This window comes from Pseudomonas sp. B33.4, assembly GCF_034555375.1.
GTDB lineage: Bacteria > Pseudomonadota > Gammaproteobacteria > Pseudomonadales > Pseudomonadaceae > Aquipseudomonas.
The window spans coordinates 1,972,698-1,995,970 of the sequence record NZ_CP140706.1 but is presented as its reverse complement, the minus strand read 5'-3'; the positions used below and the strand labels follow the sequence as shown (position 1 = coordinate 1,995,970).

Annotated in this window: 20 protein-coding genes and 1 tRNA gene; 10 read left to right on the top strand and 11 right to left on the bottom strand. The window is 57.8% G+C overall.

The features are described 5' to 3' along the window. Nucleotides 1-312 precede the first annotated feature (312 nt). Both U6037_RS08950 and U6037_RS08945 read left to right on the top strand, forming a co-directional pair. Nucleotides 313-1,851 (top strand): NCS1 family nucleobase:cation symporter-1, encoded by a 1,539-nt coding sequence (locus tag U6037_RS08950; RefSeq protein ID WP_322846469.1) that lies wholly within the window; start codon nucleotides 313-315, stop codon nucleotides 1,849-1,851. 54 nt (nucleotides 1,852-1,905) lie between these two features. Next, complete coding sequence (locus U6037_RS08945; protein ID WP_095047763.1) at nucleotides 1,906-2,634, top strand: aspartate/glutamate racemase family protein; 729 nt, start codon at nucleotides 1,906-1,908, stop codon at nucleotides 2,632-2,634. A gap of 132 nt (nucleotides 2,635-2,766) precedes the next feature. On the opposite strand, the gene U6037_RS08940 is transcribed toward U6037_RS08945, so the two are convergent. Beyond that, nucleotides 2,767-3,693 (bottom strand): LysR family transcriptional regulator, encoded by a 927-nt coding sequence (locus U6037_RS08940; RefSeq protein WP_322846468.1) that lies wholly within the window; start codon nucleotides 3,691-3,693, stop codon nucleotides 2,767-2,769. A gap of 127 nt (nucleotides 3,694-3,820) precedes the next feature. Between U6037_RS08940 and U6037_RS08935 the strand changes: the two genes are divergently transcribed. Further along, on the top strand, nucleotides 3,821-4,567 hold the full coding sequence (locus U6037_RS08935; protein ID WP_053116857.1) for a 3-oxoacyl-ACP reductase family protein: 747 nt from the start codon (nucleotides 3,821-3,823) through the stop codon (nucleotides 4,565-4,567). A gap of 74 nt (nucleotides 4,568-4,641) precedes the next feature. Here U6037_RS08935 and U6037_RS08930 read toward each other — a convergent pair whose 3' ends face one another. Beyond that, complete coding sequence (locus tag U6037_RS08930; RefSeq protein WP_322846467.1) at nucleotides 4,642-5,337, bottom strand: HAD-IA family hydrolase; 696 nt, start codon at nucleotides 5,335-5,337, stop codon at nucleotides 4,642-4,644. 244 nt (nucleotides 5,338-5,581) lie between these two features. On the opposite strand from U6037_RS08930, the gene U6037_RS29410 reads away from it, so the two are divergent. Beyond that, on the top strand, nucleotides 5,582-10,354 hold the full coding sequence (locus U6037_RS29410) for an RHS repeat-associated core domain-containing protein (protein WP_416221707.1): 4,773 nt from the start codon (nucleotides 5,582-5,584) through the stop codon (nucleotides 10,352-10,354). After that, nucleotides 10,351-10,779, top strand: a complete 429-nt coding sequence (locus tag U6037_RS08910; protein ID WP_322846466.1) for a DUF6896 domain-containing protein — start codon at nucleotides 10,351-10,353, stop codon at nucleotides 10,777-10,779. Before U6037_RS29410 ends, U6037_RS08910 begins: the two co-directional genes overlap by 4 nt. A gap of 75 nt (nucleotides 10,780-10,854) precedes the next feature. Here the strand turns inward: U6037_RS08910 and U6037_RS08905 are convergent, their stop codons facing one another. From U6037_RS08905 to U6037_RS08885, 5 genes are all read right to left on the bottom strand, one after another. After that, nucleotides 10,855-11,022: a hypothetical protein gene (locus tag U6037_RS08905; RefSeq protein ID WP_322846465.1), complete on the bottom strand. Its 168-nt coding sequence runs from the start codon at nucleotides 11,020-11,022 to the stop codon at nucleotides 10,855-10,857. Nucleotides 11,023-11,145: 123 nt separating this feature from the next. Beyond that, entirely contained in the window at nucleotides 11,146-11,565 is a 420-nt protein-coding gene (locus U6037_RS08900) for a YMGG-like glycine zipper-containing protein (protein WP_322846464.1), read from the bottom strand. Between the two features lie 137 nt (nucleotides 11,566-11,702). Beyond that, nucleotides 11,703-12,074, bottom strand: coding sequence for a glycine zipper domain-containing protein (locus tag U6037_RS08895; protein WP_016983669.1), 372 nt, complete (start codon nucleotides 12,072-12,074; stop codon nucleotides 11,703-11,705). A gap of 323 nt (nucleotides 12,075-12,397) precedes the next feature. Further along, nucleotides 12,398-12,586, bottom strand: a complete 189-nt coding sequence (locus tag U6037_RS08890; protein ID WP_242210124.1) for a hypothetical protein — start codon at nucleotides 12,584-12,586, stop codon at nucleotides 12,398-12,400. 487 nt (nucleotides 12,587-13,073) lie between these two features. Then, nucleotides 13,074-13,394 (bottom strand): YbjQ family protein, encoded by a 321-nt coding sequence (locus U6037_RS08885; RefSeq protein ID WP_016985528.1) that lies wholly within the window; start codon nucleotides 13,392-13,394, stop codon nucleotides 13,074-13,076. Nucleotides 13,395-13,545: 151 nt separating this feature from the next. Here U6037_RS08885 and U6037_RS08880 point away from each other — a divergent pair, with 151 nt between their 5' ends. Together U6037_RS08880 and U6037_RS08875 are read left to right on the top strand one after the other, a co-directional pair. Then, nucleotides 13,546-14,718 (top strand): polymorphic toxin type 44 domain-containing protein, encoded by a 1,173-nt coding sequence (locus U6037_RS08880; protein WP_322846463.1) that lies wholly within the window; start codon nucleotides 13,546-13,548, stop codon nucleotides 14,716-14,718. After that, nucleotides 14,705-15,124 (top strand): hypothetical protein, encoded by a 420-nt coding sequence (locus tag U6037_RS08875; protein ID WP_322846462.1) that lies wholly within the window; start codon nucleotides 14,705-14,707, stop codon nucleotides 15,122-15,124. The genes U6037_RS08880 and U6037_RS08875 overlap by 14 nt, the downstream gene beginning before the upstream one ends. Before the next feature lie 204 nt (nucleotides 15,125-15,328). Here the strand turns inward: U6037_RS08875 and U6037_RS08870 are convergent. Next, nucleotides 15,329-15,418, bottom strand: a tRNA-Ser gene (locus U6037_RS08870). A gap of 295 nt (nucleotides 15,419-15,713) precedes the next feature. Here U6037_RS08870 and U6037_RS08865 point away from each other — a divergent pair. The 3 genes from U6037_RS08865 (at nucleotide 15,714) to U6037_RS08855 (ending at nucleotide 18,448) form a co-directional block, all read left to right on the top strand. After that, on the top strand, nucleotides 15,714-16,403 hold the full coding sequence (locus U6037_RS08865; RefSeq protein ID WP_016985527.1) for a crotonase/enoyl-CoA hydratase family protein: 690 nt from the start codon (nucleotides 15,714-15,716) through the stop codon (nucleotides 16,401-16,403). Between the two features lie 216 nt (nucleotides 16,404-16,619). Next, on the top strand, nucleotides 16,620-17,342 hold the full coding sequence (locus U6037_RS08860; RefSeq protein WP_322846461.1) for a 1-acylglycerol-3-phosphate O-acyltransferase: 723 nt from the start codon (nucleotides 16,620-16,622) through the stop codon (nucleotides 17,340-17,342). A 134-nt stretch (nucleotides 17,343-17,476) separates the two neighbouring features. Continuing rightward, a complete protein-coding gene (locus U6037_RS08855; RefSeq protein WP_322846460.1) occupies nucleotides 17,477-18,448 on the top strand; it encodes a magnesium and cobalt transport protein CorA in 972 nt (323 codons plus the stop codon). Between the two features lie 108 nt (nucleotides 18,449-18,556). On the opposite strand, the gene U6037_RS08850 is transcribed toward U6037_RS08855, so the two are convergent. The 3 genes from U6037_RS08850 to U6037_RS08840 form a co-directional block, all read right to left on the bottom strand. Continuing rightward, complete coding sequence (locus tag U6037_RS08850; protein WP_322846459.1) at nucleotides 18,557-19,279, bottom strand: amidotransferase; 723 nt, start codon at nucleotides 19,277-19,279, stop codon at nucleotides 18,557-18,559. 91 nt (nucleotides 19,280-19,370) lie between these two features. Further along, nucleotides 19,371-21,515, bottom strand: coding sequence for a 3-hydroxyacyl-CoA dehydrogenase NAD-binding domain-containing protein (locus U6037_RS08845; RefSeq protein WP_322846458.1), 2,145 nt, complete (start codon nucleotides 21,513-21,515; stop codon nucleotides 19,371-19,373). Between the two features lie 24 nt (nucleotides 21,516-21,539). After that, complete coding sequence (locus tag U6037_RS08840; protein ID WP_322846457.1) at nucleotides 21,540-22,745, bottom strand: acetyl-CoA C-acetyltransferase; 1,206 nt, start codon at nucleotides 22,743-22,745, stop codon at nucleotides 21,540-21,542. Between the last annotated feature and the right edge of the window lie 528 nt (nucleotides 22,746-23,273).

The following is a 23,273-nucleotide window of genomic DNA, read 5'->3' as shown; positions in this document are numbered from 1 at the left end:
TAAATACCTGTTCGAACGGTCAATTTTTAACCAATTATTTTCAACCACTTAGCCTTCATCGATAACTTTTCGAAATGAACACGGCTGCGCATAGATCTCTAACTGGCACAAATCTGGCTTTAGTGCATACATGTTTTGTATACAAAACTGCAAAACATACACACTTTCGATCCGCAAGCCTGAAGCGCCCTATCCCGTACAGGCTGCAGATGCCCCGTAACCAGTGATGTTTTCACTGCCGCGACGAAGATTTGTCGAGCCTGACGGCTTATGCACAGTCATCGCGGCCTTGAACATCAGGAGCCTGCCGGAATGCGTACAAGTCTCTCCAACAACATCGCGCTGAATCTGCCCGCCTCTGCCCTCGACCAACCGTTACCCGATGACGGTCTGAGCGAACCATTACAACTCAGTCCTCGCCTGCACAACAGCGACCTCGCGCCGACCAAGGCCGAAGGTCGGCGCTGGGGCAAGTACAGCATCTTCGCCCTCTGGACAAACGATGTGCACAACATCGCCAACTATTCCTTCGCCATTGGGCTGTATGCCTTGGGCCTGGGTGGCTGGCAGATTCTGCTGTCGCTGGGGATTGGCGCGGCGCTGGTGTATTTCTTCATGAACCTGTCCGGCTACATGGGGCAGAAAACCGGTGTGCCGTTTCCTGTCATCAGCCGGATCAGTTTCGGCATCCACGGTGCGCAGATTCCCGCACTGATCCGGGCGGTTATCGCCATTGCCTGGTTCGGTATTCAGACGTATCTGGCGTCGGTAGTGTTCCGGGTTCTGCTCACCGCTGTGCATCCAGGCTTCGCCGAATACGACCACAATTCGACTCTCGGCCTGTCGACGCTGGGCTGGGTGTGCTTCGTGGCGATCTGGTTCGTGCAACTGGCGATTCTTGCCTATGGCATGGAAATGGTGCGCCGTTACGAAGCGTTTGCCGGACCAGTGATTTTGCTGACCGTGGCCGCCCTCGCTGCGTGGATGTACTTCCAGGCCAACGCGACTATCGCCTGGTCGACTCGCGAGCCGCTGACCGGTGGCGAGATGTGGCGCAACATTTTTGCCGGCGGCGCCTTGTGGCTGGCGATCTACGGCACGCTGATTCTCAACTTCTGCGATTTCGCCCGTTCTTCGCCGTGCCGCAAGACCATCAAGGTAGGAAACTTCTGGGGTTTGCCGGTGAATATTCTGGTGTTCGCCGCGATTACTGTCCTGCTCTGCGGTGCGCAATTTCAGATCAATGGCCGGATCATTGAAAGCCCGACCGAGATCATCGCTTCGATTCCCAACACCTTCTTCCTGGTGCTCGGTTGCCTGGCGTTCCTGATCGTCACCGTCGCGGTGAACATCATGGCCAACTTCGTCGCCCCGGCCTTCGTGTTGAGTAACCTGGCGCCGAAGTACCTGACCTTCCGCCGCGCCGGACTGATCAGTGCCACCATCGCGGTGCTGATCCTGCCGTGGAATCTCTACAACAGCCCTCTGGTAATCGTGTATTTCCTGTCCGGCCTCGGCGCCCTGCTCGGCCCGTTGTACGGGGTGATCATGGTCGACTACTGGCTGATCCGCAAAGGCCGGATCAACGTACCGCAACTCTACAGCGAAGATCCCAACGGCGCTTATTACTACAGCCGAGGCGTCAATTTCCGTGCGGTGGCGGCGTTTATTCCTGCGGCGCTGATCGCCATCGTCCTGGCACTGGTACCGGGTTTCCACAGCGTCTCGCCGTTCTCCTGGCTGATCGGTGCCGGCATCGCCGGAATGCTCTATCTGATCATCGCCAAGCGCCAGCCGCACTACGCCGACGTCAGCGGCGAATCGATCGCTGTCGACAACGTCTGCCATTAACTCCCTCGCGGCCCGGTTTCGGGCCGCAGAACTGCCCGCTATAAGGATTTCCCCATGCGTATTCTCGTGGTCAACGTCAACACCACCGAATCCATCACCGAGGCCATTGCCCGTTCGGCGCAGGCCGTAGCTTCACCCGGAACGGAAATCGTCGGTTTGACGCCGTACTTCGGCGCCGATTCGATTGAAGGAAATTTTGAAAGCTACCTCGCGGCCATCGCGGTGATGGATCGGGTGATGGCCTACGATCAGCCGTTCGATGCAGTGATTCAGGCCGGCTACGGCGAGCATGGCCGGGAAGGCTTGCAAGAATTGCTCAATGTGCCGGTGGTGGATATCACCGATGCGGCAGCGAGTACGGCGATGTTTCTCGGCCACGCGTATTCAGTGGTGACCACGCTGGATCGCACCGTGCCATTGATTGAGGATCGGCTGAAACTCTCCGGGCTGTGGGATCGTTGTGCATCGGTGCGAGCCAGTGGCTTGGCCGTTCTGGAGCTGGAACACGAGCCGCAGCGTGCGCTGGAAGCGATCGTGCATCAGGCTGAACTGGCGGTGACGCAGGATAAAGCCGAGGTGATCTGCCTGGGGTGCGGCGGCATGGCCGGGCTGGATGAGCAAATTCGTCGGCGTACGGGTGTGCCAGTGGTGGATGGCGTGACGGCGGCGGTGACGATTGCCGAATCGCTGGTGCGGTTGCGCTTGTCGACGTCGAAAGTACGGACTTATGCAACGCCACGGCCGAAGAACATCATTGGCTGGCCGGGGCGGTTTGCCCGGTAGACCGCGTTATCGTTCAGCGCGGGCAAGCCACGCTCCCACAGGTTCTGAGTTGCCCACAGATTTTGTGCACAACACAAAAACCTGTGGGAGCGGGCTTGCCCGCGATGGCCGCACCGCGGTCTAAAACCATACTCAAATCGCACTGAACCGTCGCGCCAACCCCTGCTCCGCAAACTGCTCAATCACAAAATCCACAAACGCCCGAGTCTTCCCCGGCAACAACTTATGTTCGGCGTAATAGATCGAGATATTTCCATCATCAACAAACCAGTCCGGCAACACCCGCTGCAATGTCCCCGCCTGCAGATAGCCCACCGCAAACGGCATACTCACCAGCGCAATCCCCAAGCCTTGTGCCGCCGTCACGCATGCCGCTTCGGAATCGCTCAGGGTCATTCGCGCCTTGAGCATCAACGGCCGACAGTTCTGTGGATTGCGCCCGGTCAATTGCCAGGAACGCACGCGTCCGGTTTGTGGCGAGCGAATCAGAATGCCGTCGTGATGGCTGAGGTCATCCGGCTCGATGATTTCGGGATTGGCCTGTAAATAGTCGGTGGACGCGACCAATATCCGGTGCGCCGGGCTCAGTTTGCGTGCGATCACGCCTTGCGGCAGTTCGAAGCCGCCACCGATGGCCGCATCAAAGCCCTGGGCGATTAGATCGACCTGTCGATTATCGAAATGCCAGTCCGGATTGATCGCCGGATATCGTCGTAGGAACTCACCGAGCATCGGCACGATATGCAGACAGCCAAATGCTGCGCCCATGCTGACTTTCAGCGTTCCCGCCGGCAGCCCTTCGACACTGGACAGATTGGCCACGGCATTTTGAATGGTGGTCAGGCTACCGCTGACTTGATCCAGAAACAGTTGTCCGGCCTCAGTCAGCGTCAGGCTGCGTGTACTACGCTGGAACAGCCGCACACCGAGCCGCACTTCGAGTTTGGCCACACTTTTGCCGACGGCTGCCGGGGTCAGGCTCAAGCGCCGTGCGGCCTCGGCAAAGCTGCCGACTTCGGCACTGCGCACGAAGCATTCAATGCTGCTGAAGGTTTCCATGATCACCACTATAAACTTCTGGTTTACACAGACTATAGCAATCATGGTCTACACAGTTGTCGATACCACGCCGATACTCGGCACCAATACCAAGGCATTCCCGCCTTGATCACTCTGGAGATCGAACATGACCACTCAACACCTCAGCGGTAAAGTTGCTCTGATTCAAGGCGGTTCCCGTGGTATCGGCGCAGCCATCGTCAAACGCCTGGCCGCTGAAGGCGCTGCAGTAGCCTTCACCTACGTCAGCTCCACCGCCAAAGCCGAAGAATTGCAGAACAGCATCACCGCCAACGGCGGCAAAGCCTTGGCGATCAAAGCTGACAGCGCTGATGCCGCCGCCATTCGCCACGCCGTCAGCGCTACCGTCGAAGCCTTTGGCCGAGTCGACATTCTGGTCAACAACGCTGGCGTACTGGCCGTCGCACCGCTGGAAGACTTCAAACTCGAAGACTTCGACCAGACCGTGGCGATCAACATTCGCAGCGTCTTCATCGCCTCGCAGGAAGCCGCCAAGCACATGGGCGAAGGCGCGCGCATCATCAACATCGGCAGCACCAACGCCGACCGCATGCCCTTCGCCGGCGGCGGTGTGTATGCGATGAGCAAATCAGCACTGGTCGGCCTGACCAAAGGCCTGGCCCGCGACCTCGGCCCACGCGGTATCACCGTCAACAACGTGCAGCCAGGCCCGGTCGACACCGACATGAACCCGGCCCACGGTGACTTCGCCGAAAGCCTGATCCCGCTGATGGCAGTGGGTCGTTACGGTAAAGCCGAAGAAATCGCCAGCTTCGTCGCTTATCTGGCAGGCCCGGAAGCCGGTTACATTACCGGTGCCAGCCTGACCATCGACGGTGGTTTCGGCGCCTGATTTATCTGAGTCGACTGAACGAAAAACGCCGCCCCTTTTTTTACAGAGAGGCGGCGTTTTTTTGTCTCAGATGTTTACGCCCAGTCCAGCGCGGGCAAGCCACAGGCACTTGGCGTGAACGCTTTCAGGGTACGAAGAATCCCGTCAGCGTGCGCGTACTTTTCATCGGCCATGGCAGCATCGGGGATGGCGATCGCGGTCATGCCTGCGGCTTTCGCTGCGGTCACGCCAAACGGCGAATCCTCGAACACCAGACAATCTTCAGGCGCGACACCCAAACGACGGGCAGCGGTCAGGAAGATATCCGGCGCCGGTTTGGCCGCGCCGACTTCCGGGTCGTCTGCCGTGACGATGAAGTCGAACAACGCAAACCAGTCGCGGTGCAGCGTGGTTTTCTGGCCGAACGATTGACGCGACGAACTGGTGCCCACTGCGATTGGAATATTGTGCGCCTTGAGGTGGCGAATCAGCTCCTCGGCACCCGGCATCGCTTGCGCTGTTGGGAAACGCTCACGCATCAGTGGTTCGCGGATCACCAGAAATTCTTCGGCGGTGATCGGCAGATCCAGCGCCTGCACCACATAGTTCGCCAGATCATTGGCGCCCCGACCAATGATGTTCTGCTTGATACTCCAGTCGAAGGTTCGCCCATAGCGCCCGGCAATCAGCGAGGTGACTTCGGTGTAAATGCCCTCGGTGTCCAGCAGCAAACCGTCCATATCGAAAATCACGGCCTTGATCGGGCCGAACGCCTTCAGCGGTGCATTCATCATCGGATCCGTTAACAAAGACATCCCAGGCGGCAGGTGATGCCGCTGCTCGGATCTGATTAAAGGGTTCAGCAGCATAACGAGCGTGACGGACATTGAGCAACGGCCAATGTTCTTTGAGCCGATGAACTACTCGCGAGCATTTAGCGAAACATCCTACAGATAACGCCTACTCGCCCGACTTCTTTCCCGATTGATCCCCCGCAAAGTCCGCGCACCTTTTTGATGTGCGCGAGAACTGCGAATGCTTCCAACCGATCGGCTTCTGGCCCTGAACAACAGCATCGGCCTGCTCGTTGTTGCTGCTTTGAATCCCGACGAGCCGGATTTTGACAACCTGATCCGCGAGTTCCGCCTGTGCCTGAACCACTACGACGCCTGGGCCGAGCAGTTCTGGACCGGGACCGCGCTGGATGTCGAGCAGGTCTTCACCATCGGCAACGACGTGCGCCTCAGCGCGCCGATCACGTCGCGCCAACTCAGTTCATCGGTGGTCATGTGCTCGGCCAGCGGGGCGTTGACGCTGGTGCACATGTTCGAGGCCGCGCGGTTCGTGCCGATCGGCGACACGCCGGTGACGCTCGAACCGGTGCTTGCCGATGTCGGCGGCGTGCTGACTTTCGGCGAAGCGCTGCATTACACCATCGGCCCCAGCGGCATTCTGCAGGTGACCGATTGCGATCGGGGCCAGCGTTATCGCATCACCTTCTTTCCCGATGTGTCCACCGACCATGTGCGCGCTCTGTATGCCTCTTATGAAGGTGTCATTGCAGGCCTGGAAGGCTGGCTGCGCGGTGAATGGCGCGAATTTCAGCCGCAGTGGACAGAGTTCTCCAGCGCCGGATTTCTCGATCGTTACGGTCAGTTGCAACAGGCCGACTGGCGCGGGTTCGAGAAAGCCCTGAACGGCGTCTGGGATGACATCAAACAGGTATTCGCGCTGCTCGCCGACTTGCAGGCCAACAGTGAAAAATTGCTGGAATACCTCAGCGAGGCCGAGCTTGAGGCGTTATTGAATGCCTCCAGCGAGGCCATCGCCAACGGTCTGCTGATCCTCAGTGACGAGCCACTGCTGTTCATTCATCTGGCCGCGTTCACCAGTTGGCTGAAGATGCTGCCGCCGCAGTATCTGGCTGAAGTGGTGGCCGAGGTGCGGGTCGAACTGCTGATCAGTTTTCTGCTGATGGGGTTGTCGGGCGGCGTCGGCGTGCCGGTGTGCTTGAGCAGCAAGGTGCTGGCGAAGGTCAAGTCGCCCCGCGCGCGGGAATGGCTGGCGGCGTCGGCGTTGCGCTTGGCCGAACTGACGTCCTCAGCGGATTTGACGCAGCATGCCAGCGCTTTGAAGCCGCTGATGCTCAATGTGCGTGACATTGAGTTGAAACCGACACCGTCGATACCGCTGAACATTCGTCAGGCTGATTCTGTGGTGTTGACGGTGCCGAATCCGGCGCCTGTTGTGCGAGACAAGTCTGGCGGTTCGAGCCGGATCGAGCGGCATGAGCCTCACGACGATTCGCCGGATCAGGCGAAAAATCCCAACGGTGACAGCGCCGATTGTGTGCCCTTTACCTGCACCAATGGTTGTCCGGTGTCGATGGTCACCGGCGAGGAACTGCTGACCCTGACTGATGCGGTGCTCGATGGGGTGTTGGCGTTTGAGTTCACCCGGTTGTATCGCTCGAGCGCCGTCGAGATTGATCTTGGGTTGGGGTTTGGCTGGAGCCATTCGCTGGCGCATCGGCTGGTCTTTGAAGGCGACTTTGTTGTCTGGGTTGACCATGAAAACCGGCGTACTCGCTTCCCGTTGCCCAGTGTTGTACGACCGGCGATTCACAACAGCCTGTCGCGGGCGGCGATTTTTCTGGGTGATGAGCCGGAAGAGCTGATCCTGGCGCTGGCCGGGGACACGGCGCGGTTTTATCACTTTCGTGCGGGACGGCTGACGGCGATCAGTGATGCGTACGACAACCGTTTGCGCGTTATTCGTGATCGGTCAGACCGCGTGCAGCGCCTGGACAACGGCGCCGGGCGTTCGCTGTTGTTGCGTTATGACCGGGCGCAGTTGCTGGGTGTCGATTATCAGGTGTTTCGCGACGGTGCCTGGGGCACCGAACAGGCGCTGGTCAGTTACCGCTACGACGCCTACCGGCACCTGATCGAAGCGACCAACGCCGTCGGTGACAGCGAGCGTTACGACTACGACGACGCCCACGTAATCCTGCAGCGGCAACTGGCCGGCGGCGCGAGTTTCTTCTGGGAGTGGGAGCGGTCAGGCAAGGCTGCCCGTTGCGTGCGCCACTGGGCGTCGTTCTCGCAGATGAACACGCGTTACGTCTGGGCGGACGACGGCAGTGTCGCGGTGCATTACGTCGATGGCACTGAAGAAACGTACGTCCACGACGAGCGTGCGCGACTCGTACGTAAAGCCTCGGCGGACGGTGGTGAGCAGCTCAAGGCGTATGACGATGCCGGGCGCTTGATCGCCGAGCAAGATGCGTTAGGCGCCGTCACCGAATACCGCTACGACGAGGTCGGACGGCTGATTGCGCTGGTTCCTGCTGCTGACGCGCCCACGTCCTACGAGTATCGCAACGGTTTCCTGCACAAACGCACTCGCGGCGACGCGGTGTGGATCTACCGGCGCAATGCCGAAGGCGATGTCACCGAAGCGGTCGACCCCGATGGCCAGGTTACGCATTACTACTACGACACCCGTGGTCAGTTGCTGTCGATTCGTTATCCGGACAGCAGCCGCCATCGTCTGGTCTGGAACAACCTCGGCCAGTTGACCGAAGAAACCTTGCCCGGCGGCGGCGTGCGGCGCTTTTCCTACGACGCGCTGGGGCGACGGACCACCACCGCCGACGAACACGCTGCAGTCACCCGTCAGCATTGGGACGCCGTCGGCCGACTGATCCAGACGACATTTCCTGACGGTGCGACCCGCGCCTACAGCTACGGCGCCTACGGTCAGGTCACCGCCGAGCGCGATGAACTGGGGCGCATCACCCGCTACGAATACGACGATGACCTGCACCTGGTCTCGCGGCGGATCAACCCCGACGGCACGCGAGTGCAGTACCGCTACGACCATGCGCAGTTATTGCTCACCGAGATTGAAAACGAATCGGGTGAAAAGTACCGGCTGGATTACACGCCGACCGGGCTGATTCGTCAGGAAAGCGGTTTTGACGGCCGGCGTACGGCGTACGCCTATGACCTCAACGGCCATCTGCTGGAGAAGACCGAGTTCGGCGATGACGGCTCGCAACTGGTCACCGCTTATGAGCGCGATGCTGCCGGCCGTCTGCTGGTCAAAAACCTGCCCGACGGCATCAAGGTCACTTACCAATACGACCGACTCGGTCGTTTGATTGGGGTCGACGACGGCCAGCAACACCCGTTGGCCTTCGAGTACGACCGTCAGGACCGCTTGATCACCGAGCATCAGGGCTGGGGCACTTTGCGTTACCGCTACGACGCCTGCGGCCAGCTCAAGCGCATGCGTCTGCCGGACAACAGCGTGCTCGACTACCACCACGCCAAGGGCGGCGCGCTGACCGGCATCGACCTCAATGGCGCGGAGCTGAGCCGTCACGTCTACCAGTCAGGTCGTGAACAACGACGTCAGCAAGGCCTGCTGCTCAGCGAATATACCTACGACGATCAGGGACGATTACTCGCTCACGCCGTAGGCCATCAGCACGATTCGCTGTATCGCCGCGATTATGCCTACAGCGCCAACGGCAATCTCGCGCACATCGCCGACAGCCGCCACGGCCAGCGCACCTACGGCTACGACGCCCTCGACCGCCTCATCCGCGTGCGCCACTCACGCGACGAACTGCCGGAAAGCTTCGCCCACGACCCGGCCGGCAACCTGCTGATGCAGGACCGCCCCGGCCCCAGCCAGATCAAAGGCAATCGCCTGCTGATGCAGGGCGACCGCCACTACGACTACGACGCCTTTGGCAACCTGATCCGCGAACGCCGTGGTCGCGCGCAAACCCTCGTCACCGAATACCGTTACGACAGCCAGCACCGCCTGATTGGCCTGACCCGCCCCGACGGCCAGACCGCCAGTTACCAATACGACGCCTTTGGCCGACGCATCCGCAAAACCGTCGGCGACGTCATCACCGAATTCTTCTGGCAAGGCGACCACCTCGTCGCCGAAAGCAGCGAACACGAATACCGCAGCTACGTCTACGAACCCGGCACCTTCCGCCCGCTGGCGCTGCTCGACGGCAAAGGCCCGAAAAAAGCCTGCCCGTTCTACTACCAACTCGATCACCTCGGCACCCCGCTGGAACTCACCGACTACAGCGGCGACATCGTCTGGTCCGCGCAATACGACGCCTACGGCAAAGTCGCCGCACTGACCCTGGCCGGCGAGGACTACCTGAACCAGCCGTTGCGCTTTCAGGGGCAGTACTTCGATGGTGAAAGCGGCCTGCATTACAACCGGCATCGGTATTACGACCCGAGGCTGGGGCGGTATCTGACGCCGGATCCGATCAAATTGGCCGGGGGGTTGAATCAGTACCAGTACGTGCCGAATCCAACGGGGTGGGTGGATCCGTTGGGGTTGAGTTCGAATTGTCCGTCGCCGAATAAGTCGGGATGTGAGGTTCCCGGTGGAAGTGATGGGGTTAAGGTTGATGAAGGAGGGCCGATCCTCCCGGCCATCGCTCACAATATAGATCCAAAAACTTTGAAGCGAGTACATACGATAGAGGGAAAGAACTCGACCAAGACAGTTGAGGATTATAAAAATAAAATGCGCAACGGGTACGATCCAACAGATCCTATCGATGTCATAGAACATAACAGCAACCTATATATTCTGGATGGGCACCATCGTGCAGCAGCTGCACGGCAAACTTCGACAAATGTGACAATCAAACTCATAACCGACCTCCAAGCGTATAACGGAGCTCTAAGAAGTATTGAAGATGTACTAGAGTCAGCAAACAACGTGGGCTTGGACAGATTGGAGCACAAGAGAAGAAGATGAGCGATCAAAATGAAACTTTGGAGACACTGATAAATGATTTTATCTCCACTGTGGAGTCCAGCACCTTGTCACTGGAGCTTAAGTTTGGCACTCGTGACATTCGAAGGCTTTGGTACACCAAGGAAATAGAGCGGTGCGGGAGAGTCACTCGAGGCGTTAAATATCAACTGCATGGTATTGGCTGCCGCATCAATTCATCGACAGGAAGCGTTGATTTTGACTATGGCCCGAACGGGGAAATTAATGGTTTTGACACTTGGCGCCTATACAACTTTGCCCGTGACAGACCATCTAAACATAAGAAATATTGCGATGAAGAAACCATTAAAAAAGAACTCGAAGAATATATAAAACTAAAAAAAATCAAAAAAATGTCAGCCATGAGGAACCTGTATGTATGGGCTGACTCAGAAGAAACCGAATAGACGCGACCACAAAAAGGGCCTGTTCACTCAGGCCCTCAAAACCAATTTCAAACTTTTAAAACACCCTAATCTCCCTCACTGCTTATCCTCATCCTCCTCATACTCCATATCCGCCTCATCCGAATCATTCAACGGCACTGTCGCATCATCCATCAGCGACCCCGGATCCTCATTCCCCGGATCATTGATAAACGGCAGTCCACTCGGGCCTTTCTCTTCCTTGCCTTCGGTTTCGGGAGTCATGGCATACCTCATCATTTCGGGGGAGTGTATGAAGTTCGAAAAGTCCAACGGCCAATCGTTCCTGAGTCTGACCGGCAAAAACGAAAAACCCGGCACGAGGCCGGGTTTCTGCTGAACCACTTGTCAATGATGGCGGTTCTTGTGTTTGTTCTTGTGTTTGTGGCCACCACCGGAGTGAGATCCGCCATCGTCGCCCAGGTTATTGCCGACCGCACCACCTGCTGCGCCGCCCAGTCCTGCACCGACGGCCGAACCGGTTGATCCGCCGAGGCTATTACCGACCACTGAGCCACCCGCAGCACCTAGACCACCACCAATGGCAGCCTCGGTGCGATTGCGCTTATTCGCACCAACAGCACTACCCGCCGCGCCACCTACACCAGCACCAACCGCTGCACCGGTGCTGCCGCCAAGCTGACCGCCGACTACGTTGCCCAGTACGCCACCCAATCCACCGCCCACGGCAGCCGAACCATCCCCGGCGGCCATCGCACCTTGGGCGACCAGCAAACCGAAAAACAGTGCAGATAATGACAAGCGCATATGAACCTCACAGTTCCCGAAGCGGGACAGTCGGCCCAGACATAGGCCTATGTGAGATTGGAGAGTCGAATGGGGAAAACGTTCAGCCATGAAAAAGCCCGACATCGAGCCGGGCTTTTTCTGACAAGGGATTAGTCTCAGTGACGCTTGTGACCTTTGGACAAGTTGCTGCCCACTGCGCCGCCAGCTGCGCCACCCAGGCCTGCACCAATCGTGGCGCCGGTTCTGCCGCCCAGGCTGTTGCCGATCACCGAACCACCGGCTGCACCGACACCGCCGCCAATCGCCGCTTTGGTCCGGCTACCCTTGCGCGCCGCCATTGCGCTGCCCGCCGCGCCTGCTACGCCGGCACCAATGGCCGCGCCAGTGCTGCCGCCCATTTTCTGGCCGACGACATTACCCAGCGCGCCACCCAGACCACCGCCCAACGCAGCAGTGCCATCACCGGCAGCCATTGCACCTTGAGCAACCAGAAGCCCCAAAACCAGAGCAGGCAGTGTTAAACGCATGACGAAAACCTCAACAATTGGGATGACAAAAGGGCCGGGATTTAATGTCGCCGCTGCGCAAAAGTCCAGTCGAAATCATAGGTCTTCGCGCACTTGGCGCCGATTGGACAGCGATTCCGGAAAAGGTTTTATGACAGGCAAAAAAAAGCCCGCTGGGGAGACGGGCTGGAGACTTGCTTTCTAACGGATGGCTTCACCCTACTGAGGTAGACGTGAAAAGTTTGTGAAAGCCCACTGCATTCATCGCCAAAATGCGTAGGACATTTCCTCAATCGATCAGCCATAAAAAACCCCGTTCAATGACGGGGTTATACAGAGGCAGATTATTTTCTGGCTCGCGTGCTGACCTTGGGCAGAAATTTTGCCTTCGGCCCTTTCGGTGCTGTGGATTTGATCTTGCCGGTCTGCACCGGATCCTCGCCAAAGCCTGCCTGGTACTCGGTCTGGCCGCACCGTACGCAGTTGTTGAAGGAAAATTCAGCGCCATCGTCTTCGATATACGGATCAGTCATACCATCGCCCCTTCGCCACTGGTCGACACCGGCAAAAACCCATTCGCCTGAAAAAATATCGACCTTCAAGGCTTTTGAGACTAGCCGGTCATTCCTGGACTTGTTATTCAGATTTCCTGACGCCCGACGAATGGCCTACAAGAAATCAACGCGATGAAGTGCCATTGGTACTCCGCCGCGAAAGAATTCCGGAGACAGGCCGTTGCCCTTTTTCATACAAATGAATCTGAAGGAGAAGATCGCTTCCGGTGAAATCACCATCAAGTATCCGGGTCCGGATACACCGGTTCTGCAACCAGGGGGCATTTACCATCCCAGCAAGCCAGTCGAACCCAACACACCTTCTGATACCCCCCTCTCGTCGCCATCGATACACCACTGACCTATGACGACAGAGGCACCGTGATCCTCAAGCCACAAGGCTGATTACACAGAAAGATTGAGCCCATTCAACCTCTGAATGGGCTCGCACACCCGTCAAGCAAATTCAGCGCAACTTCACCGCTGTACCCGTCGCAAACACCACAACCATCCCGCCCTTGCCGCCGGGCATGCTGATCTCGAAATCCACCCCGACCACCGCATCAGCCTGTAGAGCACGCGCACGCTCCCGTATTTCTTCGGTCGCCTGAATACGCGCCTCCTTCAAAGCCCGCTCCAGCGTCTGCGAACGCCCGCCGAAAAAGTCGCGCATACCGGCAAACATGTCACGGATCACATTGACGCCCTGCACCGATTCGGCACTGACGATATCCAGGTACGCAGTGATCTGTCGGCCTTCAATGGCGTGCGTGGTGGAAATGATCATGGATGTCGTCCCTATACGGATGAATAAACTCGCGATTGTAATGGCTCGAAGCGGCTTTTTCTTACAGACCCTTTCATACGTTTGCGGTAGCCTCCCCCGAACCAACACGACGCTGGTTCGTGAACAGGGATGAATGACTCAAGGATGATAAATGATTGCTTCTGCTCGCCTGGGTGACAAGCACGTCTGCCCAATGCCAGGTCACGGCACCACCCCGATTGCCTCCGCCAGTGGTGACGTAAACATCAACACGATGGGCTCTGCCCGTGTCGGTGATACCTGTGGATGTGGCGCCGTCATCACGACGGGTTTTCCCTCTATCCAGGTGAATGGCCGCCCGATGGCCCACTTGGGCAGTCCCACCAGCCATGGCGGGACGATCATCACCGGATCAGGCGATGTCGGTGGTGGCTTTGTCATGGGAGATGCTGGTGGTGCAACAATCATCAACTTCATGGCGCTCGGGGCCTTCCGCCCCGATGGCTCCGTGGACGATGAGAAGATGGCGACCTTGTTGGCCGATCCAAAGCTCACTGAAAAGGCCACTGCTGCGAATGCTCTGGTAGCACCGAAGCCCGCAGCCAAGCCACCCGTAAAAAAGCCGGAAAAGAAACCCGAGCCAAAAGCTGAACCTGCTCTCTGTAAAGACCCTGACATGATGGAAAAGCTGGCGAGCTACATCGCGGCCGAGATGAACACCAACATCAGTAGCCCAGCCGTTCGCCAGATGAAGGAATTGAACAGCTACGACGCCCATGCAAAAACCAAGGAATACATGGCGCAGCCCTTCTGGCTTCAACTCGGTCCAAAGCCTGATTTCTATAGTATGGCGCTTGGGATGAAAGCCAGAGCATTGGCCATTTGGACTGAGCGTGTCGGTCAGAATCGCCCTTGGGACCACAAACCGATCATCCGCAAGACCATCGGGGGCGTTTGGCACAAGCAAGGAAAGTACGAGTATTTCTATGACATTTGGTCGAACGTTCATTACGGCTATGTGGGCAGAGCTGGAGGTCTATCCGAGAGTGTGCTGCTGGATGGTGCCGGTGGTGAGCAAATCATTTCAGATGCCCTACGCAAAGCCCAAGAAGTCGTAACAAAGCCGAAAGAGCAATGGGAATTACCTGGCCCAAACCGCTCAGCCAATGTCGACGGTCTGAGGGCGTGGGATGATGCGCCCGATCGAATATCCATAAGTATCGGTGTGAATCTCTATCGCCAACATCCCAATGGGGGCATCACAGCCAAAATGATCATGGATCAAGTCCTTGCAGTACCACCTAAGGAATGGGGAAAAGGAATCAAACTACATGAATGCAAATAAAACCGCTCGCCGGTATGGGCGCTGGATCCTTCTGATACTCGTCGGCCTTCCAATCGCTTTTTGGTATTTCGGCTCCCCAGTCATAGCGGTGAATTTTTCCCCGAACAGCGAGGGAGAATTTCACTACGTTTGGAACACTCAAGACAGGATTCATAGAGGCGATATCAAGCACGGTGGCTCGGCCGTTGAGTTCGGCTACCTATTCCCAGATGACGACTTTTTCATGATGTTCGATTGGTGGACTGATAAAGGTTTTCAGAGGTGCATCGACATCACTCCCAAATGGGGTCGAACCATTGACATCTATCTGGATGAAACAGGCAGGATCGATATCGCTAAAACAGGCCCGGACGTTATTGCTCGATTGAAGCAATGCACCGGCGAGCCTGACCCTTTCCGGTCATAGGTGAGCTTTCACGCTTGGAATGCAGATACGATTTGGCGATCTGAGGCTTACCAACCTGAAAAAACACGCAGCCCTCGAGAAAGCTACCCAAGCCAAAAAATCAGAACATTCCCATATCGGTCCCATATGACCATTTTCCAGACGCCAAAAACCACAAACCCCCGACTTTCTCTAGGAAAATCAGGGGTTTGTGTTTACTAAATGTGGCGGTGAAGGAGAGATTCGAACTCTCGATACAGTTTCCTGTATACACACTTTCCAGGCGTGCTCCTTAAGCCACTCGGACACTTCACCGTATCTCTTCAAACATGTTCTGTCTGTCGAGGCGCGCTAATGTAGTCGAAAGCTTTTGCGATGGCAAACTTTTTTTCAGAATTTTCATGCGGTTAAGAGAAAAAGTCGTTTCGCGGCCTGTCGTGCCATGGCAAACCTGCCAATCTTCGGTGGAGGTGACCCTTCTATATAGAAGCAGAATGCCTCGCCACGCTGGCTGCGTCGGGAAACGGTGACTGGCGGGTCAGTCACGGCGCTTTACCTGGCTTGCGGCGGTGGGTAACGTCTGCCCATCTTTCTTACAAGGAATAGCGTCATGAGTGAGTTGATTTCTTACCACCTCGAAGACGGTATCGCGACCCTGACCTTGAGCAACGGCAAGGTCAATGCCATTTCCCCGGACGTGATTGCGGCATTCAACGCGGCGCTGGATCAGGCTGTGACTGATCGTGCCATAGTGATCATTACCGGCCAGCCAGGGATTCTGTCTGGCGGCTACGATCTGAAAGTGATGACCGCCGGCCCTAAAGAAGCTGTGGCGCTGGTCACCGCCGGTTCGACGTTGGCGCGTCGCCTGCTCTCTCACCCGTTCCCGGTCATCGTCGCTTGCCCGGGTCACGCTGTGGCGAAAGGCGCTTTCATTCTGTTGTCTGCCGACTACCGTATCGGTGTCGACGGCCCGTTCAGCATCGGTCTGAACGAAGTGCAGATCGGCATGACCATGCATCACGCGGGTATCGAACTGGCGCGTGATCGTCTGCGTCGTTCCGCGTTCCACCGCTCGGTGATCAATGGCGAGATGTTCGATCCGCAAAGTGCGGTGGATGCCGGTTTCCTCGACAAAGTGGTTTCCGCCGAGGAGTTGCAAGGTGCCGCCCTCGCCGCTGCGCGTCAGCTGAAGAAGATCAACATGCTCGCGCACAAAAACACCAAGTTGAAAGTGCGCAAGGCGCTGCTCGAAACCCTGGATAACGCGATCATCCAGGACCAAGAGCATCTCGGTTAACCCCAGGCACATGCAGTAAAGAAAAGCCCGACCAGCGTGTCGGGCTTTTTCCTGCACGCTCGGTTGAAAATGCCATGGCGGCTCTAGGACGGGTCTGACAAGCCATTCTGAAACATGCGCTTAAACATCGGCTATCTCCGCACTCTATAGCGGCAATTGCCGAAAACAGTGCACATCCGTACACTGCGCCACCTTTTGTCCCGGTGGGGCCTGAAAATGCTGTTCGTGTTTCGTATGTTATTGATGGGCCTGCACTTTATTCTGGCAGGCGTGCTCGGGGTGATCCTCGGGATCTGCCGCCCCTTCAATCCGGACAACAGCCGTCTGTGCGCCCGCCTCTACGCATTGCCAGCCATGTGCATTTTGCGCCTGCGGGTGAAAACGGACGTCAGCGGCCTGATGAACAAGCCTGACAGCTGCGTGATCATCGCCAACCATCAGTCCAACTACGATCTGTTCGTGTTCGGCAACGTTGTGCCCCGTCGTACCGTGTGCATCGGCAAGAAAAGCCTGAAGTGGGTGCCGTTGTTCGGGCAACTGTTCTGGCTCGCCGGCAATGTGCTGATCGATCGCGGCAATGCGCACAAGGCGCGCCAGTCGATGCTGACCACCACCAACACCCTGCAGAACGAAGACACTTCGATCTGGGTATTCCCGGAAGGTACACGCAACCTCGGCGAAGAATTGCTGCCGTTCAAAAAAGGTGCGTTCCAGATGGCGATTGCCGCCGGTGTGCCAATCGTTCCGGTTTGCGTGAGCAGTTACATCAAGCACATGCGTCTTAACCGCTGGCGCAGCGGGAAAATACTCATACGCTCGCTACCGGCGATTCCTACAACCGGACTGACCATGGACGACATGCCCATGCTCATCAATCAATGCCGTGAGCAGATGCGCGAGTGCATCGATTCGATGGATCGACAGCTACAAGCCGCGTGAGGAGCCAACCCGCCCTGTGCGGGTTTTCTTTTGCCCGGTGAACTGTGCAGATTTCACTGACTCTCAAGCAGCGACACGGCTAAGCTGAAGCCTTGCATTCCCTGCCACCTGCCAAGAAGAAGTGAATCACCACCATGGGTCGAGTTGTTGCTGCTGCGGTGTACAGCGCAGGCAAGAAAGTCACCAATATTAGCCTCGACGAAGGCGCTGCCTGGGCTGCGAAAACCGGACATTTTGTCTGGATCGGTCTGGAGGAGCCGGACGCTCAAGAGCTGTCCAACCTGCAACGTCAGTTCAACCTGCACGAACTGGCCATAGAAGATGCCCTGGAAAAACACAGCCGACCAAAGCTGGAAACCTTTGGCGACGCTTTGTTTATCGTCACCTACTCGCCCATCCGCGAAAACGGCATTCTGCAGTTCATCGAAACGCACATCTTCGCGGGCAAGGGCTACATCATCACGGCACGCAACGGTCACTCGGCGTCCTACGCCCATGTCCGCCAACGCTGCGAGGCGCGTCCGCTGTTGCTGGAGCATGGGGAGGATTTCGTACTCTATGCACTGCTCGACTTTGTCATCGAAAACTACCAGCCGGTCGGGGAAGCGATCCATGCCGAAATCGATGAACTGGAGCGCAACGTACTGTGTAGCGCGCTGAATGAGCGTGACATTCAGAAGCTGCATGGCTTGCGCCGCGATGTCGTGCGCCTGCGCCGATACGCGGCGCCGATGGTGGAAATTGGCGAGGAACTGCAGAAGCTGAGCTTCCCGTTTATCGACAAGAATATGCGCCCGTACTTCCGCGATGTGCAGATCCACGTAACGCGGCAGATGGAAGACCTGAGCACTTTGGCCGACATCGCCAGCCAGACCATCGAGATCGGTGTGTTGCTCGAGGCTTCACGGCAAAGTGTGGTACAGCGCAAGTTTGCTGCCTGGGCGGCGATCCTGGCGTTTCCGACGGCGGTGGCGGGGATTTACGGGATGAACTTCCAGAACATGCCGGAGTTGAGCTGGCACTACGGCTATTTCGGTGTACTGGGGTTTATTACGGTGGGATGTGTAAGTTTGTGGGCGAGTTTCAAAAAGTCCGGGTGGTTATAGAGCAGACCGAGTTGTCTGGAACATTCGCGAGCAGGCTCGCTCCCACATTGATCGGTGGCGCACCGAAAATTCAATGTGGGAGCGAGCCTGCTCGCGAAGCTTTTGGCCTTAGACAGTTTCTGGCTTATGCGCCACAAACCGCATCATCCATTCCGCTACCGTAGCGCCATGGTGTTCCTGCTCCAGACTCGCCACGCCTTTGCTATAGATCTGCGGCCCCAACGCTTCCTGACGCAGATCCAGCAGCGCCCGCGAATAATCGTGGATGAATTCCGGGTGGCCCTGGAAGCACAAAACCTGATCGTTGATGTGATACGCCGCGAACGGGCAGAAATCGCTGGAAGCGATGACCGTAGCGTTTTCCGGCAGCGCAGTGACCTGATCCTGGTGACTGATCAGCAGCGTCAGTTCCTCACGCACAGGACTCATCCACGGCGCCTTGGCCGCGAGTTTGTAATGGTGGGTGCCAACACCCCAACCTTGAGTGGCGCGCTCGCTCTTGCCGCCGAGCAACAGCGCCAGCAGTTGATGGCCGAAGCACACGCCGAGCAGTTTGTCGCCACGCTCGTAACGGGTCAGCAGGTATTCCTTGAGCGTCTGGATCCACGGGTCAGTGCCGAAAGAGTCGGCCTTGCTGCCGGTGACCAGGTACGCGTCGAAGCTCAGGTCGTCGGTCGGGTATTCGCCCTGCATCACGTTGTAGACGCTGAACTCGGCGGCAATCGGTTGCTGCGAGAACAGACGCTGGAACATCTGCCCGTAACCCTGATATTGATCGACCAGTTCCGGACGCAGGATGTCGGTTTCCAGAATGCAGATGCGTAGCGACATAAAAAATACCTGACACGTGATGGGAATAATGAACACCCCAGAGCCTGCCCTGAAACACCCAAGCAAGGCAAGCCCCGGAATGCTCGGCCCGTTAGAACATTTCACCTTTCGCCGCTTTATCCAGCAGCAACGCCGGCGGGGCGAAACGCTCGCCGTACTGCTCAGCCAGATACTGCGCGCGAGCGACGAAGTCCTTCACGCCATATTGATTGATGAACTGCAACGCACCGCCCGTCCACGCGGCAAAACCGATGCCGAAGATCGAACCAACGTTGGCGTCCGCCGTCGAGGTCAGCACACCCTCCTCTACGCAACGCACGGTTTCGATGGCTTGCACGAACAACAAACGGTCACGCACATCCTTGGGTGAAATCTGCCCGTCGGCTTTCTCGAAGCGCGTTTTCAGTTCCGGCCACAAATGCTTCTGGCCACCGGCCGGGTATTCATAGAAACCACCGCCAGCACCCTTGCCCGGACGCTTGTATTCATTGAGCAGCAAGTCAATCACGGCGAACGCCGGGTGCTCAATCAGCGGTTTCCCTTCTGCCTGTAGGTCCTTGGCGGTTTGCTGACGGATATGGCTCATCAGGCTGAGGGAAACTTCGTCGGAGATCGCCAGAGGCCCGACCGGCATCCCGGCCTTGCGCGCCTCGGTCTCGATCATCGGTGCGTTGACGCCTTCGCCGAGCATGGCGATGCCTTCGTTGGTGAAGGTGCCGAACACACGTGAGGTGAAGAAACCGCGGCTGTCGTTGACCACAATCGGGGTTTTCTTGATTTGCAGGACGAAATCGAACCCACGAGCCAGGGTCTCGTCACTGGTTTGCGCGCCTTTGATGATTTCCACCAGCGGCATTTTTTCTACCGGGCTGAAGAAGTGCAGACCGATGAACTTGCTTTGATCCGGCACCGCAGCCGCCAGCCCGGTGATTGGCAGAGTCGAGGTATTGGAAGCGATGACGGCCTCGGCACCCACCACCCGCTGGGCTGCAGCAGAGACCTTGGCCTTGAGTTCGCGGTCTTCGAACACCGCTTCGATGATCAGATCGCACCCTGCCAGATCGGCATCGCTCTCGGATGGCTTGATCCGCGCCAGCACAGTCTCACGCTGTAAGGCGGTCATCTGCCCACGGGCGACTTTCTTGTCCAGCAACGCCGCCGAATGCGCCTTGCCCTTCTCGGCGGCCGCGAGATTGATGTCCTTGAGCACCACTTCGATGCCCGCCGAAGCGCTGACAAACGCGATCCCGGCGCCCATCATTCCGGCACCCAGTACGCCGACCTTCTGCGTCTTGTAAGGCGCAAAACCTTGTGGCCGCGAACCACCAGCATTGATCTCGTTGAGCTGAAACCAGAATGTGCCAATCAGGTTCTTCGAGATTTGCCCGGTGGTCAGCTCGGTGAAGTAGCGGGTTTCGATCAAATGCGCGGTGTCGAAATCGACCTGAGCACCCTCCACCGCCGCGCAAAGGATCTTCTCTGGTGCCGGCATCGTCCCTTGGGTCCTGCTGCGCAGAATCGACGGCGCAATCGCCAGCATCTGCGCGACTTTCGGGTTCGACGGTGTACCGCCCGGAATCTGATAACCCTTCACATCCCAGCGCTGCACTGCCGTCGGATTGCCAACGATCCAGGCCCGTGCCTTGGCCAGCAACTCATCGCGATCTGCTGCGAGTTCATCGATCAACCCCGCTTGCAACGCCTGTTGCGGACGCACCTTCTTGCCTTCAAGCAAATACGGCAGCGCTTTTTCGATACCGAGCATGCGCACCATGCGCACCACCCCGCCGCCGCCCGGCAACAGGCCGAGGGTCACTTCCGGCAGACCGAGTTGCACCGCTGCATCATCCAAAGCCACGCGGTGATGACAGGCGAGGCAGATTTCCCACCCGCCGCCCAGTGCTGCGCCGTTGATCGCCGCGACCACCGGTTTGCCGAGGGTTTCCAGAGTGCGCAATTGCCCCTTGAGGGTCAGCACCATGTCATAGAAGGCTTTGGCTTCAGGCTTGCCGACCTTGATCAGTTCATTGAGGTCGCCGCCGGCAAAGAAGGTTTTCTTCGCCGACGTGATGATGACTCCGGCGATGTTGTCTTTATCTGCCACTAACCGGGCGACGCAAGTGGCCATGGCCTCGCGGTACACGGCGTTCATGGTGTTGGCGCTCTGGCCCGGCATATCGATGGTCAGCACGACGATAGCGTCCTGGCCTTTTTCGTAACGAATGGCTTCGCTCATAACAAGGTTCCTTGAATTCGGGGCTCAGAGGCGTTCGATGATGGTGGCAATGCCCATGCCGCCGCCGACGCACAGCGTCGCCAGGCCATAGCGCAGGCGTCGCACTTCCAATTCATCGAGCAAGGTGCCGAGGATCGCGCAGCCGGTGGCGCCCAGCGGGTGGCCCATGGCGATCGAGCCGCCATTGACGTTGACCTTGCCCGGATCGACAGCCATGTCCTTGATGAACTTCAGCACCACCGAAGCGAACGCTTCGTTGACCTCGAACAGGTCGATGTCCTCTACGCGCAATCCAGCCTTGGCCAACGCCTTGCGGGTGGCCGGCGCGGGACCGGTGAGCATGATGGTCGGGTCGGTACTGGTGACCGCTGTGGCGACAATGCGCGCCCGAGGTTGCAAGCCCAGCGCGCGGCCCTTGGCTTCGGAGCCGATCAACATCAGCGCCGCACCGTCGACAATCCCGGAACTGTTGCCCGGCGTGTGCACGTGATTGATCCTCTCGACATGGCTGTAGACCCGCAATGCCGTGGCGTCGAAGCCCATCTGGCCGATCATTTCGAAACTCGGCTTGAGCTTGCCCAAGCCTTCGAGGGTCGACTCGGCACGAATGAATTCATCGTGATCAAGGAGGAGGATGCCGTTCTGGTCCTGCACCGGCACCAGCGACTTGTTGAACGAGCCGTCAGCCCGCGCCCGTGCGGCTTTCTGTTGCGAGTGCAAGGCGTAGGTATCGACGTCCTGACGGCTGAAGCCCTCGATCGTCGCGATGAGGTCCGCGCCGACGCCCTGCGGAGTGAAATGACTGTGCAGATTGGTCTGCGGATCCAGCGCCCAGGCCCCACCATCGCTGCCCATCGGTACCCGCGACATCGACTCGACGCCGCCGACCACCACCAGATCTTCGAAACCCGAGCGCACTTTCATCGCGCCGAGGTTCACCGCTTCGAGTCCCGAGGCGCAGAAGCGGTTGATCTGCACGCCCGCGACACTGACATCCCAATCGGCCACTTGCACGGCGGTTTTGGCGATGTCCGAGCCTTGATCACCAATCGGCGTCACGCAGCCGAGCACCACGTCATCGACCTGGCTGGTATCCAGCGACGTGCGCGCTTGCAGCGCGGTCAGCAATCCCGCCAACAGATTTACCGGTTTGACACTGTGCAAGGCGCCATCGGCCTTGCCTTTGCCGCGTGGCGTGCGTAACGCATCGAATATCAAAGCTTGGGTCATGACGCCCTCGAACCTGTGCGGTGAGTGATTTCTTGTGGCCCCACTCTTGCCCCGAGCGGCCATTGGTTCAATGACCACAGCGCTCAATGCGCTTGACGTACACGCTCAGACGGACGGTCATCGGCGGCTGGGTGAACCGGTTCAGGTCGGCGAGTTGTCTAGCAAGCGGGCGACGAAGAAGCTGGCAATACGCCTCATGCCGTTTTAATCGCAAATTACAACGACTCCATATGAAATGGATCTAAGCCAAGCGTGACGCGGGCCCTAAGGTAGTACTTGTACGTCAGAGTCGTCGGGTTTTGCCGAGGCCGGCGTCCTTCAACAGGAAGTGCAGCGCTTGCCGTCATGGATATGCAGGCAGGCATCAGGAAATAACAATAAAGGCGGTCAAGCCATGTTCAAACAACCGAAAGTTCGTCAAGCAGGGCTCATTCTTTTCGCCACGACGCTGTTGTTGATTTTGCCGAATTTGACCAAGGTAATCGGCTGAATCGAGCGGCAGGTGCTATCTATCGCCACTGAAAATAT